This is a genomic window from Paeniglutamicibacter kerguelensis, from assembly GCF_017876535.1.
Classification (GTDB): Bacteria; Actinomycetota; Actinomycetes; order Actinomycetales; family Micrococcaceae; genus Paeniglutamicibacter; species Paeniglutamicibacter kerguelensis.
The window spans coordinates 2,232,682-2,248,423 of record NZ_JAGIOF010000001.1; the positions used below are offsets into that span (position 1 = coordinate 2,232,682).

At 66.3% G+C, this 15,742-nt stretch carries 12 protein-coding genes; 3 read left to right on the forward strand and 9 right to left on the reverse strand.

The window, feature by feature from the left end:
* Positions 1 to 150: 150 nt before the first annotated feature.
* The 5 genes from JOF47_RS10185 to JOF47_RS10205 form a co-directional block, all read right to left on the reverse strand.
* Positions 151 to 1,566 (reverse strand): ATP-binding cassette domain-containing protein, encoded by a 1,416-nt coding sequence (locus tag JOF47_RS10185; RefSeq protein ID WP_209997462.1) that lies wholly within the window; start codon positions 1,564 to 1,566, stop codon positions 151 to 153.
* Positions 1,563 to 2,321, reverse strand: a complete 759-nt coding sequence (locus JOF47_RS10190) for an energy-coupling factor transporter transmembrane component T family protein (RefSeq protein ID WP_209997463.1) — start codon at positions 2,319 to 2,321, stop codon at positions 1,563 to 1,565. Before JOF47_RS10190 ends, JOF47_RS10185 begins: the two co-directional genes overlap by 4 nt.
* 9 nt (positions 2,322 to 2,330) lie before the next feature.
* Positions 2,331 to 3,137 (reverse strand): ECF transporter S component, encoded by an 807-nt coding sequence (locus JOF47_RS10195; RefSeq protein ID WP_209997464.1) that lies wholly within the window; start codon positions 3,135 to 3,137, stop codon positions 2,331 to 2,333.
* A gap of 150 nt (positions 3,138 to 3,287) precedes the next feature.
* On the reverse strand, positions 3,288 to 4,370 hold the full coding sequence (locus JOF47_RS10200; RefSeq protein WP_209997465.1) for a nucleoside hydrolase: 1,083 nt from the start codon (positions 4,368 to 4,370) through the stop codon (positions 3,288 to 3,290).
* 3 nt (positions 4,371 to 4,373) lie between these two features.
* Positions 4,374 to 5,357: an aldo/keto reductase gene (locus JOF47_RS10205; protein WP_209997466.1), complete on the reverse strand. Its 984-nt coding sequence runs from the start codon at positions 5,355 to 5,357 to the stop codon at positions 4,374 to 4,376.
* A gap of 182 nt (positions 5,358 to 5,539) precedes the next feature.
* On the opposite strand from JOF47_RS10205, the gene argG reads away from it, so the two are divergent.
* Positions 5,540 to 6,967 carry an argininosuccinate synthase gene (gene argG, locus JOF47_RS10210; RefSeq protein ID WP_209997467.1) on the forward strand — a complete coding sequence of 476 codons (1,428 nt, stop codon included), beginning with the start codon at positions 5,540 to 5,542 and terminating at the stop codon, positions 6,965 to 6,967.
* Between the two features lie 689 nt (positions 6,968 to 7,656).
* On the opposite strand, the gene JOF47_RS10215 is transcribed toward argG, so the two are convergent.
* Genes JOF47_RS10215 through dxs form a run of 3 tightly spaced genes read right to left on the reverse strand, consistent with a single transcriptional unit; the run spans position 7,657 to position 10,810 of the window.
* Entirely contained in the window at positions 7,657 to 8,229 is a 573-nt protein-coding gene (locus tag JOF47_RS10215) for a hypothetical protein (RefSeq protein WP_209997468.1), read from the reverse strand.
* A gap of 14 nt (positions 8,230 to 8,243) precedes the next feature.
* A complete protein-coding gene (locus tag JOF47_RS10220; protein ID WP_209997469.1) occupies positions 8,244 to 8,846 on the reverse strand; it encodes a DUF402 domain-containing protein in 603 nt (200 codons plus the stop codon).
* On the reverse strand, positions 8,843 to 10,810 hold the full coding sequence (gene dxs / locus JOF47_RS10225) for a 1-deoxy-D-xylulose-5-phosphate synthase (RefSeq protein ID WP_209997470.1): 1,968 nt from the start codon (positions 10,808 to 10,810) through the stop codon (positions 8,843 to 8,845). Before dxs ends, JOF47_RS10220 begins: the two co-directional genes overlap by 4 nt.
* 178 nt (positions 10,811 to 10,988) lie before the next feature.
* Between dxs and JOF47_RS10230 the strand changes: the two genes are divergently transcribed.
* Together JOF47_RS10230 and JOF47_RS10235 are read left to right on the forward strand one after the other, a co-directional pair.
* Positions 10,989 to 11,420, forward strand: coding sequence for an arsenate-mycothiol transferase ArsC (locus JOF47_RS10230; RefSeq protein WP_209997471.1), 432 nt, complete (start codon positions 10,989 to 10,991; stop codon positions 11,418 to 11,420).
* 160 nt (positions 11,421 to 11,580) lie between these two features.
* The gene (locus tag JOF47_RS10235; protein ID WP_209997472.1) at positions 11,581 to 12,798 is read left to right on the forward strand and encodes an SH3 domain-containing protein; all 1,218 of its coding nucleotides are present in this window, start codon (positions 11,581 to 11,583) and stop codon (positions 12,796 to 12,798) included.
* Positions 12,799 to 12,968: 170 nt separating this feature from the next.
* Here the strand turns inward: JOF47_RS10235 and acnA are convergent, their stop codons facing one another.
* On the reverse strand, positions 12,969 to 15,674 hold the full coding sequence (gene acnA, locus JOF47_RS10240) for an aconitate hydratase AcnA (RefSeq protein WP_209997473.1): 2,706 nt from the start codon (positions 15,672 to 15,674) through the stop codon (positions 12,969 to 12,971).
* Positions 15,675 to 15,742 lie beyond the last annotated feature (68 nt).

A 15,742-nucleotide genomic window follows, 5' to 3' on the forward strand; every position in this document is an offset into this window, starting at 1 on the left:
TGTTTCCATCTCTCGGGCAAATCACTCGGATGGCGGGCCGTATGCAGACACGGTCGCCGATGACAGCAGGTACACGATAGCTGGTGACACTGTCACTCCATCGTGCGCACGCCCGCATCCGGTTGACGTCCGGATGCGTGACAACCAACCCTAGATCCGGGCGGGAGCGGCCGGACCCATCCTGTGCACACGGTGCGCGGTGGCGGCCATGAACGCCTCGTCGTGGGTGGCAAGCAGCACCGCGCCGCCGCGGTCCAACACTGTCTCGATCGCCGTGTGCAGCAGGGCCAGCCCGTCCGCATCCAGCGCCTCGGTCGGCTCGTCGAGCAACAGCACCGTGGGTTCACGCACCAGCACCGTGGCCAGGGCGACCAGCCGGCGGGCCGAGGCCGGCAACTCGTAGGGGTGGGTCTCCGCCTCGTCGGCCAACCCCAGCGAGGCCAGCACCTCCGGGATCCGGGCGGCCTGGGGAGCACGCTTGGGAAGGCCGAACGCGACCTCACGGCGGACCGTGCGCTCGAACAACTGGTCGACGGGATTCTGCAGCAGCAGACCCACGGACCCGCCCGAGGATGCGCTCCCGGCCACCTCTCCGGCGGCTGGGCGCATCAGGCCGGCGGCGGCCTTGAGCACCGTGGTCTTGCCGGTACCGTTCGGCCCGGCCAGCGCGACACATTCCCCGGCCCTCAATTGGAGGTCCAGCCCCGCCACCACAGATCCGGCGGAGCCCCGGTAACCAAGGTCGATCCCGGAGAACTCGAGCAGGGCGGGCCCGTCGGCAACCGGCCGTCGGACCGGAGGGGCTGCGGCGCGGGCCGTCGGCGCGACGTATTCCACTTCGTGGCAACTCCCCTCGCGAAGTGACAGCACGTGATCGGCACCGGCCGCCAGCTGGTCCATGAAGCGGGTGAGCAGCACCACCGCGGTGCCCTCGGAGCGCAGCCGGCCCACCAGCGCACAGACGCGGGCCGCCGCCGCAGTGTCCAATCCGGCCAGCGGCTCGTCGAGCACCAGCACCGGCGCCTCGCCGAGCGCGAGCGCGGCCAGCGCCACGAGTCGCTCCTGTCCGCCGGAGAGCTTGCCCGGGTCGCGGTCCATCAGCGCGTGCAGCCCCAGCCGGTCCGCGAGCGCGGCGATCCGCGCCCGCATCTGTGTGCGCGGCACCCCCGCGTTCTCCAGGCCCAGGGCCAGTTCCTCTTCCACTGTTTCGCGCACCCCGGAGAGGTAGTGGCGGGCGTCCTGGGGCAGCATCCCGACCTGGCGGGCCCACCCCACCGGATCGATGCGCACGCCACTGCCGGCGCCGTGGCGGATTTCCCGCCCGGCGAGGCGCAGCGTCGCCTCCAGCTCGTCGCCGTCGTGCCGCGGCAGCATCCCGGCCAGCACCGCACCGAGCGTGGACTTGCCGGACCCGGAGCCGCCCACGATGGCGGTCAGCGATCCCGGTTCCAGGGACAGGTCGATCCCGGCGAGCGTGTCGCGCAAGGCCCTTGAAAAGCGGAACCTCTCCAATTCCAACCCGAGCACCGTCTTGTCCTTCGTCTTCATGTTGTCCCTCTCACTCATGCCAGTGTCGCCCAGGCCGGGGCCAGCACGGCCAATGGGCCCAGCACGACGCAGGCCAGGGCCACCCGGCGGATCCGTCGCTGGGCGGCCGAATCCGGCACGGAACGCAAGCGGGTGTGTGGGCCGGCGGCGGGGAAGCCGCGTGCGGCCAGGTGGGCCGAACGGTCGGCCGCGTCCTGCAGGGAGGAGAGCACCAGCGGCACCGCGCGCAGGGTGACGCGCCGCCACCAGCCCATGATCCCGGTGCCGGTGGCGGCGCCGCGCAGCGCCTGCGCCTCGCCGATGGCACGCTGCCGCTCGGCCATCCGGGGAAGCAGGGACAGGGTGGCGGCCAGCAGGTAGCCCAGCTGCGGCGGGGCGGGCGAGAGGTCGACCGCGGCGACCAGGTCGTGCCGGTTGATGAGCAGCGTGCACAGCAGCCCGGCGACCACCAGGACCGCGGTGCGCAGCCCCAGCTGGGTGGCGGTCGCCAGCCCCTCGGCGGTGATCCGCAACGGGCCGGCCGCGGCCAGCACGTGGCTGCCGGCGGTATCGACCATGCCGTGGATGAGCAGCTGGGAACCCCAGGCGGGCAGCAGGATGGCGGCGGAGAGCCCGGCCAGCTTGCGGGCGCGGCGGGCCCACGCCGCCAGCAGCAGGCACCCAAGCAGCACGGCGCAGCTGAGCCACCAGCGGCCAGCGGCCGTGGTGGTTGCCGTGACGGCGGCCGCAAGGGCCAGCACGGTGAACGGGTGCAGCGGCGCGGTGCGGGGCACGGGCTGTTCCTAGCGGGAGGTCCGTGAACCGAGCACGCGGTGGCGGCGCACGAAGGCGAAGCTTGCGGTCAGGCGCCCGGGAAGCGCGTAGATGAGCAGTGCGGCGAGCAGGAAGACGATGGCCTTGTCCCCGGGATCGGAGATCAGCGCCTGCTTGGTCACGGCCGAGAGCAGCGAGTCGCCCATGGAGCGGAATGCGGCGACCACGGCGCCGGTGCCGACCCCGGAGGTCCCGCCGAAGACGAAGGCGGCGACCGGGGCGGAGACCACACCGACCAGCACGCCGACGGCAAGGCCCGCAACCGGGGCCAGGTAGGGGCGGCGCAGCGCGCCGAAGCGGGCGGCGGTGCCAGCCAGGAAGCCGACAAGTGCGGCACCGGCGGCGAAGGGCAGCACGGTCGGGTTGAACAGCGACCAGATGAGCGTGCCGAGCACGCCGGTGGCGGCACCCGCCCGGCGTCCGGCCAGGAAGCCGACCAGCACCGTGCCCAGCGAGTCAAGGTAGAGCGGGACCATCACGGAGCCGACGAACTGGCCCAGCACGATGTTCAGCGCCAGCGCCACGGGGATCAGGGTGAGCGTGGAGACAGGCAGCTCGGGCAGCACCGCGGCCAGCAGCAGGACCGCTGCGGCCAGGTAGGCTGCGAAGGTCGCCAGGGCCACGGACGCCCCGAGGCCGTCGGTGAGTCCGGCCGGCTGGGTCAGCACCAGGGTGGTGTAGGTGCCGGCGAGCAGCAGCGCTCCGGTTGCGGCCAGCAGGCGGCGGCGCAGCGGGCTCCCGGTGGCGGTCTCGGGCAGGGTCAGGTTCGGTGACATGGGGCATTCCTCGGATACGAAGACGCCAGCGGGAACACCGGTGGCGCCGGGGAGTGTGATCGACGGGCCTATGTCACCTTGGCCCGGGGAATGATTCTAGCCCACGTGGGCGCACTCCCCGGGCCACTTCCCGGCCTCTGGGCCAACCGCTCAGTCGGCCGGCTCCAGCCGCCGGGCCAGGACGCCGAGCCTCTCGACGAGCTCGGCGAACCCGGTTTCCGGGTCGTTCCAGGACACCACCCGGGCGTTGGCCGGCTTTCCCCAGAGCGAGCGGAAGTCCGCCACGGTGGTCCCGAACAGCAGCGGGGATTCGGTTTCGACGGCCACGGTCGCCGGGCGGTTGCGGTGCTCGAGGGTTCCGGCGGCGATCCCGGCGGCGAAGAAGTCGTGCACGTGGGCGATGTAGCCCTGGTCGTAGTGGCGGTGGAATTCGAAGTAGAAGCGCAGCGCGTCGGAGAGATAGCGCACCAGCGGGTTCGAGGCGGTGCTGCGCTGTCCCTCCGGGTCGCCGGCGAGCACGTGCTCGGGTTCAGCGCAGCCGGCCGCAGCGGCCAGGTCGGTGAGCAGTGCCGGCTGCATCTCGAAGCGCTCGGTGGTGTCCAGCGAGCAGACGATCGGCAGCTTCTCCTCGTCGAGTCCGGCCTCGGCGGCGGCCGTGTAGGCGGCATAGACCTCGGCGGCGGCGTGCGGGTCCACGTGCGTGTTCCACTCCGCGGTCGGGGTGGTGTTGCCCTGGTAATAGAAGGCACCGCCCATGATCACGACCCGTCGCAGCAGCCAGGGCAGCCTCGGCTCGCGGCGCAGCGCGTGCGCGAAGTTGGTCAGCGGGGCGGTCAGCAGGGCCGTCAGTTCCCCGGGGTTGGCGCGGGCCGCCTCGATCCAGTAGTCGACAGCGTCCCGCTCCCCCGTTTGGGGGTCAGCGGGCCCCGGGTCGGGCAGCGTGGCGTAGCCGACCCCCTGCGGGCCATGGGTTTCGGGGGTCGTGACCAGCGGGACGCGCAGCGGTTCCCGCGCCCCGATGAGCACAGGCACCTGCGGTTGCCCGCACAGCGCCAGCAGGGCCCGGTTGTTCGCGGCGACCTGGTCGGCGTCGACGTTTCCCGGGGTGGCTGTGACCGCGACGATCTCCACGTGTGGGCAGGCCGCAAGGTAGGCCAGGGCGAGTGCGTCGTCGATCCCGGTGTCGTTGTCGAGCAGGATCCGGACCCGTGGCGGGGTCAATGGCAAGGTCATCGGCTAGAACAGCGCGATCTTGGGGACTTTGGGGAAGATCTCGTCCAGTTCGGCCAGGTCCTCGGGCCCCGGCTTCCAAGAGACCGCGCGTGCATTCTGCTCGACCTGCTCGGGGCGGGTGGCCCCTGCGATCACGCTGGCGACCGCCGGTTGGGCCGCAAGCCAGGAGAACGCGACCTCGAGCTCGTTGAAGCCGCGCTCCCGGGCGAAGTCGGAGAAGCGGCGCAGCTGCCCGAAGTCGACGGTGTGCATCAGGTGTTGCCGGGCATGGGTCAGCCGGCTGCCTTCCGGCGCCTCCCCCGAGGAGTACTTGCCGGTCAGCAAGCCGTTTGCCAGCGGGAAGTACGGCAGCAGCCCCAGCCCGAAGGCCTCGGCGGCCGGGGTCACCTCGAGCTCGGCGCGGCGGTCGAGCAGGTTGTAGTGGTTCTGGGTGGAGACGAAGCGCTCGCCGCCCTGCATCCTGGCGGTGAATTCCGCTTCCGCGATCTGCCAGCCCGCCCGGTTCGAATGCCCCAGGTACCTGACCTTGCCGGCCCGCACCAGGTCATCGAGTGCCGCAAGGGTTTCGGCGACGGGAGTCTGCGCATCCGGCGAGTGGTACTGGTAGAGGTCGATGTAGTCGGTGCCCAGCCGCTTCAGGGATGCCTCGACGGCCCTGATGATGTACCTGCGCGAACCGCGGGCCCCGAAGTCGTTGCCGTTGGCTCCATTCATATCCAGCCCGAACTTGGTGCCGATGACCACCTCGTCGCGGCGCGACCCCAACGCCTTGCCGAGCATGGTTTCCGAGAGTCCGGGCTCCATGCCGTAGACATCCGCAACATCGAAAAATGTGATTCCTGACTCAAGCGCGGCACCGATGACCGCGTTTGTGCCTTCCTGAGACTGCGTGGCGGTACCGGCCCGCCCCAGGTTGTTGCAGCCCAATCCGACGACCGAAACCGCCAGCCCGGAATTGCCCAAACGTCGTTGCTCCACAGTGCTCATAAGGATTCACTCTCTCAAATATTTATGCATCAATCGCCGCCCTCGGCGGGATCGCCGCCGGGGACCGGGGACCAAGGCCCCCAGAAAATTCAAGCACGGCCCGCGCCCCGCGGCACAGTATGTCGCAGAAGCGTCTTGCCAAGTTCCCCGGAAACCCCCAAAGACCCTATAGGATGGGGAACATGTCTAAAGTCCTCACCTCCCTGCCCGTTGGCGAACGCGTAGGTATCGCGTTCTCCGGTGGCCTCGATACGTCCGTTGCAGTTGCCTGGATGCGTGAAAAGGGTGCCATTCCCTACACGTACACCGGTGACCTTGGTCAGTACGATGAACCGAATATTGATGCAGTCCCGGGCCGCGCCCTGGAGTACGGCGCAGAAGCCGCACGCCTTGTCGACTGCAAGCCGGCACTGGTTGAAGAGGGCCTTGTTGCCCTGGCCTGTGGCGCCTTCCACATCCGCTCCGGTGGAAAGGCCTACTTCAACACCACCCCGCTGGGCCGTGCCGTCACCGGCACCCTGCTGGTCCGCGCCATGCGCGAAGACGGTGTTGATGTGTGGGGAGACGGCTCCACCTACAAGGGCAACGACATCGAGCGTTTCTACCGCTACGGCCTGCTCTCCAACCCGAAGCTGCGCATCTACAAGCCGTGGCTCGACCCGGCATTCGTCCAGGAACTCGGCGGCCGCTCGGAAATGAGCGAGTGGCTCGTTGAGCGCAACTTCCCGTACCGCGACTCGGCCGAAAAGGCCTACTCCACCGACGCGAACATCTGGGGTGCAACCCACGAGGCCAAGACCCTCGAGCTGCTGAACACGTCCCTGGAATCGGTTGAACCGATCATGGGCGTGCGCTACTGGGACGAGTCGGTCGAGGTCAAGACCGAAGACGTCTCCGTGTCCTTCGAGGCCGGCCGCCCCGTCGCCATCAATGGCGTTCGTTTCGACAATGCGGTGGCATTGGTCGACGAAGCCAACAAGATCGGTGGCCGCCACGGTTTGGGCATGAGCGACCAGATCGAAAACCGCATCATCGAGGCCAAGTCCCGCGGCATCTACGAGGCCCCGGCCATGGCGCTGCTGCACATCACGTACGAGCGCCTGCTCAACGCGATCCACAACGAAGACACCGTGGCCAACTACCACGCAGAGGGCCGCCGCCTGGGCCGCCTGATGTACGAAGGCCGCTGGCTGGACCCGCAGGCCCTGATGCTGCGCGAATCGCTGCAGCGCTGGGTCGGTTCGGCCGTCACCGGCACCGTCACGGTGCGCCTGCGCCGCGGCGACGACTACACGGTCCTGGACACCGTGGGCCCGAACCTCAGCTACCACCCGGACAAGCTGTCCATGGAGCGCGTTGGCGACTCGGCATTCGGCCCGCTGGACCGCATCGGCCAGCTGACCATGCGCAACCTGGACATCGCCGATTCCCGCTCGCGTCTTGAGCAGTACGCCAACCAGGGCCTGCTGGGCAGCAAGACCGTCGAACTGGTCGGCAAGCTGGAGGCAGGCGGCGCTTCGGCAATCGTCGACGCCGAAGCCGTAGACGCCGATGAATTGGCTCAGGACCGCTCGCTGGAGCGTGCCGCCTTTGATTCGGGAACAGACTAGGCCCTAGCCATTTTGGTGCAGGACTGACTCGCAAGGGGCGTTGTTCATCCCCCGGGAAACCGGGAATGGACAACGCCCCTTTGCATAATCTGAGGAAAGAATCATGCTAAAAAGTGATGTTATCTGGTCCCTCGGCGGGAGCATTTTCATCTTTGCCTACCTGCTCTGGTTCACTAGCTCCTCGATGTTGGAATCGGTTATGGGTGCTGGACTGTTTCTTGGTATCGGGGTAGTCATATCCCTGCTTCGAGGCCGAAAAGTACAACCGAAAAACGAATAATGCACACGCTCTGTGCGCACTGGTAGCGCGGGCGGATGTGGTGTCAGCGTTTGTTCGCTGACACCACATCCGCATAATTAATTATCGATTGACATGCTCCGACGGATGAAGCCTGCACCCTACCCCAACTTTTCGCGAGGGTAGGGGCAGGCTTCTTTGCACATGTCGGCGAAGTGTTTTGGGCAGGGCAGAGTGGCTGGCCGGCGTGTCTGCCAGCTGGCGACATTGAGTGGTTACGCTGCTTTGGGGCCGGGAACGTCGTAGAGGGTTCGGCTCCGGACAGCATTCGCGATGCAAACGCCTTCTGGCATCCAGTGCAGTTGACTTAGTGGTAAATGACTATGGGCCGGGTGCTGCAACGAACAACCCGTTGCAGCACCCGGCCCATCGACGCCTGTGAAATCAAACCCTAGGAAAGGGAGAAGGTTCCCTTGGCCGGCAACGGGTGGGCCTGCTTGAGGTTGTCCAGTCCGTCGAACGGTGCGGTGGCGATGGTGAGCTTGGTGAAGTCGAGCTTCGCCTCGCGCAGGCAGGTCTTGACGGCGGAAACCGCACGCTTGGGCTCCGGGGACAGGATGCGGATGTTGAGCTTGCGCGGTGCATAGTCCGAGGACTCCACGGTGCCCAGGCCGCGCCAAGCCAGGTGGCCGGTCAGGGCTTCCTTGGCGGTGGTTTCCAGGTACTTGTCGCGGTCGGTGCCTTCGACGGACTTCAGCGTGTACTGCACGATGACCCAGTGCTGGTCGGCTTCGGTCAGCGGCAGGAAGCCGTCCTCGGTGCACTGTTCGCTGAAGGCATCCAGCAGGCCCTGCGCGGTTGCCTCGGTGACGTCCTTGGCGGTCTCGGTCTTGGACTGGTGGCCAACGGTTCCGTGGTTGACGACAAACTGCCCCAGCTCTTCACCCTCGTACTGGGAGAACCAGGCTTCGCGGAAATTCAGGGTGCCGTCTTCGTCGCGGCGGTAAGTGCGGACAATTGACATGTGGTGGTGCTCCTTTAGCGGGATGGTGCGTCGGAATATGCGGCGCGGCCGCGGGTAAACCAAACGGTCATGGTGTCGTCAAAGGGCGCTTGCCCGCTGCCGACCAGATCCAGAAGTGATGCTGCTTCATGCTCGATGGCCGCCACCAGCTCTTGCGGGTAGGCCATCTGCGCCGAGTGTTCGGCAAATTCGTCTTGGTCGTCCAGGAAGACCCCGTGTTCCCTGGATTCGATAACATCCAGGTCCATGTCCACGGAGTTCACTTCCCATCCCCCGCGGGCCAGCTTGCGCCAGCCGATGTGGGATGAGAGGTCCAAGTAAATGCGCAGGTCCTCTGCGGCCGGGTCGTCGTAAAACGTTCCGACCCAGTACCCGGTGCGCGGCACCAGGCACACCGCATCGGTGTCTGCCCAGTGGCCGTGGCCGGGGCGCGAAACCAGCGATCCCGCGGGTTGGTAGATCCAGTGGCCGTGGACATCGTTGCCCAGGTAGTAGCCGGGGACCACCCAGTGGGGCTGTCCGTCGTACTTCCAGGCGCGGGCCACCACGATGTCGCCGACAGCGGCACCTGCGGGGTCGCGTGGAAGACCTGCGGGGATCACCGCTGCCGGCTTCATAGCTGCGGGATCTGTCCGGTGGGCAGGTCCTGGCCGGGCAGCGGACGGGCGAAGGGCACCTTGGTGCCCAGGACCTGCGCCAGGGTGTCGTTGGCGATCTGCGCGGCGCTGAGCCCGATACGGTCCATGACCTCGCCACGGGTTCCGTGTGCCAGGAATTCGGTGGGCAGGCCGACCTCGTTCAGGGCCGTGTCGACACCTGCCGCACGCATTTCCTGGCGGATCCGGGAACCCACGCCGCCGGCGCGCACGCCGTCCTCGATGCAGACAACGATGCGGTGGCGGGCGGCCAGCCCGATGATCGAACGCGGCACCGGCAGTACCCAACGCGGATCCACGACCGTGACGGTGATGCCCTGGGCGTTCAGCCTGCTTGCGACATCCAGGCAGAGTTCGCTCATGGCGCCGACCGAGACGATCAGCACGTCGCGCTCCTCGCCGGAACCGAGCTTCGCCAACACCTCGACGCCGTCGTGCAATCGCTCGAGCGCAACGATCTCGGGCCCGACCTCTCCCTTGGAGAAGCGGACGACGGTCGGCGCGTCCTTGATGGCTACGGCTTCGCGCAGTTCCTCGCACAGGCGCACCGCGTCGCGGGGGGCGGCCAGGTGCACGCCGGGAATGATCTGCATCAGGGCCATGTCCCACATGCCGTGGTGGCTTGGCCCGTCCGGGCCCGTCACGCCTGCGCGGTCGAGGACCACCGTGACGCCAGCCTTGTGCAGTGCCACGTCCATGAGCAGCTGGTCGAAGGCGCGGTTCAGGAAGGTCGCGTAGACGCAGACCACCGGGTGCAGGCCGCCGAAGGCAAGGCCCGCAGCGGAAGTCATCGCGTGCTGTTCTGCAATGCCGACATCCAGCACGCGTTCGGGGTGCCGTTCGGACATGGTCTTGAGTCCCACCGGCAGCAGCATGGCCCCGGTGATGGCAACGATGTCGTTGCGCTCGTCGGCGATGTCAGCGATTTCCTCCCCGAAGACGGAAGTCCAGGAACGCGCGGAGGCCTTCTTCAGCGGCTCGCCGGTTTGCGGGTCGATGACGCCGACGGCGTGGAACTGGTCGGCCTCGTCGGCTCGGGCCGGCGCGTAGCCGCGGCCCTTTTCGGTCAGCACGTGGACAATGACCGGACCGGAGAAGTGCTTGGCCTGCTGCAGGGCTTCTTCGACAGCGGCCTGGTTGTGCCCGTCGATGGGGCCGAGGTACTTCATGCCGAGGTCCTCGAAAAGCCCCTGCGGCGCCCACCAGTCCTTGAAGCCCTTCTTGGTGGCGTGCAACGACTTGTAGGCGAACTGGCCAATGGCGCCGGAGTCCTTGAGGCGGCCCTTGAGCTTGTCCATGGTCTGCTCGTAGGCCGGACGCGTCCGGAACTTGTCGAGCTGCCGGCGGAGGCCCGCGAGCTGGTCGGCCAGGCCGCCGATGGTCGGCGCGTAGGAGCGTCCGTTGTCGTTGACGACGATGACCACCCGGCGGTCCTTGTCGGCCGCGATGTTGTTGACCGCTTCCCAGGCCATGCCTCCGGTCAGTGCCCCGTCGCCGACCAGCGCCACGACGTAGCGGTCCGATTCGCCGGTGAGCTTGCGGGCGCGGGAAATTCCGTCGGCCCAGGAAAGGGAGGAGGATGCGTGCGAGGATTCAACTATGTCGTGCACGGATTCGGCGCGTTCCGGGTAGCCCGAAAGCCCTCCCTGCTGGCGCAGCGTGGCGAAGTCTTGGCGTCCGGTCACCAGCTTGTGCACGTAGGACTGGTGCCCGGTGTCGAAGATGATGGAATCGCGCGGGGATTCGAAGATCCGGTGGATCCCGAGCGTCAGCTCGACCACTCCGAGGTTGGGGCCAAGGTGCCCGCCGGTGCGTGCCACGTTGTCGATGAGGAACGTCCGGATTTCGTCGGCCAGCTGGTGCATTTCGACCATGTCCAAACCCTGCAGGTCGCGTGGCTCGTTGATGGTCTGAAGCAATGACACGGAGGCGGTCCTTTCGAAGTGACAAATACCCATTCAATCTTACCGCTCCGGATTTGCCTCCGGGGCAACATAGCGGCGGAAGCCACAGTGGCGCGGGGCACCAACGCGGTCCGCCTGCGTAAGATCGTGGGGCACCGATGTTCGGTGTCCCGTTTCAATGTAGAGGACAAAACCCCAAATGAACTCCCCAGATAGCGATCCACGGCCCACGGTCCTCTTTGTCTGCAACACCAACGGCGGCAAATCGCAGATGGCGGCGGCGCTGTTGCGCCAGGCCGCGGGAAAGTCGGTACACGTGGAATCCGCCGGGCTGGTTCCCGCCCACCACGTCAATGAGCTGGCCGCCGACGTGGTCCGGGAGGCCGGTGCAGACATGCGTGCCGAGGTTCCATCGGCGTTGACCGAGGAACGGCTGCGGGCAGCGGACCGGGTCATCATCGTGGGCGAGGCACAGGTTCCGGACCTGGACGGCGTGGAGATGGAACGTTGGATTCCCGCCCAAGCTCCGGAGGAACTGAGCACGGAGCGCGAGCTCATGGAGTTCCTGCGCGACGACCTTGCGGCACGGGTCGCGTCGCTGAACGAAGGTCTCGGCGGAACACGCAGCTGATCCCCGGCGGGGGTTGGGTCCGCCGCGGGTTGGGTGACCCGATGGCATTGCGTGATCCGCAATGTTTCGTGGGCTAGCATCGAGGGTAATACGCGTCACGTTTCCCCTGGGATTCCCCGGCGGTCATTTGGCGCATCCCACGCCTCCAAGGAACATTGCCATGCGATTCCATGTCCTGTCCGTCGCCGCCGCGCTGGCGCTGGCGCTGGTTGTTCCGGCCCCGGCTTTCGCCGCCGGCCAGCCCGCCACCCCCACGTTCTCTGTTTCCGCTCCAGCCGCGCCGCAACAGGCCGCCGCGCGGAAGGTTTCGGCCACGCCGCCGGTCCAGTACCGGGTCACGAAGGAGGCCCCGTTGCGTGCCTCCGCCTCGACATCGGGCCGCAAGCTGGCAACCGTCAAGCAGGGCGCCTACCTGAGCACCCGTTCCACCAAGAGCGGCTGGGTCCGGGCCAATGTCGGCGGCAAGACCGGATGGTTCCGGATGGCCGACACGAAACGGCTTCCACAGCACCGGTACGAGGCGCTCCGGAACACCAGCCTGCGCACATCACCAGGCAAGGGCGCCCGCGTGGCGGATCTGGCCCGGGGCAAGGCGCTGGTGTCCACCGGGCGGACAAGCGGCAAATACGCCCAGCTTTACTCCGCCGGCAAGACCGGGTGGGCCCCGTCCGCCGACATCCGGCGAGCCATCACCGCCAAGTACCAGACCTCCTCCACAACCCCGCTGTATGCCTCGACCCGATCAACAAAGCAACTGGCGAAGATCCCGGCCGACTACACGCTTGGCACCCGAACCAATGACAGGTCCAACGGGCGGGTCAAGGTCGAGTACGCGGGCAAGACCGGGTGGATCCAGTCATCACGGGCAGCCAAGGTTGCCGCAAACGTTCCGCTCGGCAAGCTGGACTGGAAGGCCTCGGCGGCAAAGAACATTGCCAAGTGGTGCAAGGGCGTGCCGATGACGGTGGGGCCGAACAAGCCCAACATGGCCGAGGCCAGCGGTTGGGCTGGCAACATGAAGGAAATGATCACCTTGGACACCAACGGTTTCGGCGGAAAAAAGCTCGACCCGAACCATCCCATGGCCATTGCGATCCAGTACCACGAGTGTGCCCACATCCTTCAGTACCGGGCCTACAAATATGATTTTGCCAAGCTTGATCGACGCATGGACGCCGTTTACGGGAAACCACGGACCGCCGCCGGGACCGAGCACATGGCCGATTGCATGGCCGTTGCCATGGGTGCCAAGCTTTCGGGCTCCGAACACGATACCAAATCCGGGTACACCCGCACGTGGTACGCGGGGTACGGCGGGAAATGCACGCCCCAGCACTTGACCTCCGCCCGGAAGGTCATTGCCGGCAAGCAGGCCTGACCGGCCCTCCGAGTCCGACTGCATGTCCCCCGACGGGGTTCGGCCAGCTTCCTTCATTCGACCCGGGGCGGGAGCCCGGGGCAGTGCCGCCTTAAATGCCGCAAGGGCGGGTTGGCTTGGATGATTTCCAAGCCGACCCGCCCTTGCGTGCGTTGGTCTTCGCTAACTAGTTAGTTGGCGGAGATCTGACGCAGAACGTACTGCAGGATGCCACCGTTGCGGTAGTAATCTGCTTCGCCCGGGGTATCGATGCGCAGGACGGCATCGAAGGAGACGGTCTTGCCGGCTTCCGCCACGGCGGTGACCTTCAGGGTCTTGGGGGTGGTGCCGTTGTTGAGTTCGGTCACTCCCTCGACAGAGAAGGTCTCGGTGCCGGTCAGGCCCAGGGTGTCGGCGTTTTCGCCGGCCGGGAACTGCAGCGGAAGAACGCCCATGCCGATGAGGTTCGAGCGGTGGATGCGCTCGAACGACTCGGTGATGACGGCCTTGACGCCCAGCAGTGCGGTGCCCTTTGCGGCCCAGTCACGCGAGGAGCCCGAGCCGTATTCCTTGCCGCCGAGGACGACCAGCGGGGTGCCGGCTTCCTTGTAGTTCTGCGCGGCGTCGTAGACGTAGGACTGCGGTGCACCTTCCTGGGTGAAGTCGCGGGTGAAGCCACCCTCGACGCCGTCCAGGATCTGGTTGCGGATACGGATGTTCGCGAAGGTTCCGCGAATCATGACCTCGTGGTTGCCACGGCGCGAGCCGTAGGAGTTGAAGTCCTTGCGATCCACGCCGTTGGCCAGCAGGTACTGGCCGGCCGGGGTGTCCGACTTGAAGGAGCCGGCCGGGGAGATGTGGTCGGTGGTGACCGAATCGCCCAGCTTCAGCAGCACGCGTGCGCCGGAGATGTTCTCAACCGGTGCCGGGGTTGCCGTCATGCCCTCGAAGTATGGTGGCTTCCGAACGTAGGTCGAATCTTCGGCCCACTCGAAGGTGTTGCCGGCCGGGGTGTCGAGCGCCTTCCAGCGATCGTCGCCGTCGAAGACTCCGTCGTAGCCCTTGGCGAACATGCCCTCGTCGATCGACGAATCGATGGTTGCCTGGACCTCGGTCGGGGTCGGCCAGATGTCCTTGAGGAACACCTCGTTGCCGGCCTCGTCGGTGCCCAGGGAATCGGTTTCGAAGTCGAAGTCCATGGTGCCGGCCAGGGCGTAGGCGATGACCAATGGCGGGGAAGCCAAGTAGTTCATCTTCACGTCCGGGTTGATGCGGCCTTCGAAGTTTCGGTTGCCCGAGAGCACTGCGGTTGCTGCGAGGTCCTTGGCCTGGATGGCCTCGGAGATCTCGGCATCCAGCGGGCCGGAGTTGCCGATGCAGGTTGCGCAGCCGTAGCCCACGACGAAGAAGCCGAGCTTCTCCAGGTACGGCATGAGGCCGGACTTCTCGTAGTACTCGGTGACTACCTTCGAGCCCGGGGCGACCGAGGTCTTGACCCATGGCTTGGAGGTCAGGCCCTTTTCAACGGCCTTGCGTGCCAGCAAAGCGGCGGCAAGCATGACCGAAGGGTTGGACGTGTTGGTGCACGAGGTGATCGAGGCGATGGAAACCAGGCCGTGGTCGATCGAGAACGTGGTGCCGTCTGCCTTGTTGACCTCAACGCTGGTGGACGGGCGGCCGATGTTCAGCTCGTCGGCTGCGCCTGCGGCGTAGTTGTGGATGTCCTTGCGGAACTGTTCCTTGGCGCTGGAAAGCTCGATGCGGTCCTGCGGACGCTTCGGGCCTGCGATGGACGGAACAACCGTGGACAGATCCAGTTCCAGGAATTCCGAGAAACGGATTTCGCGGTTGGCATCGTGCCACATGCCCTGTTCCTTGGCGTAAGCCTCCACGAGGGCCACGTTCTCGGCCGAGCGGCCGGTCAGGCGCAGGTAATCAAGGGTGACGTCATCGATCGGGAACATTGCCGCGGTGGAACCGAATTCCGGGGACATGTTGCCGATGGTGGCGCGGTTTGCCAGCGGAACCTGGGCAACGCCCTGGCCGTAGAATTCCACGAACTTGCCGACAACACCGTGCTTGCGCAGCATTTCGGTGATGGTCAGCACGACGTCGGTGGCGGTGGCGCCTGCCGGGATCGAGCCGTTGAGCTTGAAGCCGACAACGCGCGGGATCAGCATGGAAACCGGCTGGCCGAGCATTGCTGCCTCAGCCTCGATGCCGCCAACGCCCCAGCCCAACACGCCCATGCCGTTGACCATGGTGGTGTGGGAGTCGGTGCCGACGCAGGTGTCCGGGTAGGCGCGCAGAACGCCGTCGACCTCGCGGGTCATGACGGTGCGTGCCAGGAATTCGATGTTGACCTGGTGCACAATGCCGGTTCCCGGGGGAACGACCTTGAAATCGTCGAATGCGGTCTGGCCCCAACGCAGGAACTGGTAACGCTCCCCGTTACGCTGGTACTCGATTTCCATGTTGCGCTCGAGTGCACCGGCGTTGCCGGCGACGTCGATCTGCACGGAGTGGTCGATGACCATTTCGGCAGGTGCGAGCGGATTCACACGGGTCGGATCGCCGCCGAGTTCCTTGACGGCTTCGCGCATCGTGGCAAGGTCAACGATGCAAGGAACACCGGTGAAGTCCTGCATGATGACGCGTGCCGGGGTGAACTGAATTTCGGTGTTCGGTTCGGCGTTTGCATCCCACTGGCCCAAGGCCCTGACGTGGTCTGCGGTGATGTTCGCACCGTCTTCGGTGCGAAGCAGGTTCTCCAAAAGAACCTTGAGGCTGTACGGAAGGCTTTGCGCACCTTCTACTGCGTTCAGCCGGAAAATTTCATATTCGTTGCCATCGACGTCCAGTACGCCTTTGGCCCCAAAGCTGTCCACATTGCTCATTGGGACTCCTCTCGCCAGATTCTCATCTTCGTTGCACGCGGGCACCCGATTCCAGTTAGGAAGCCCTA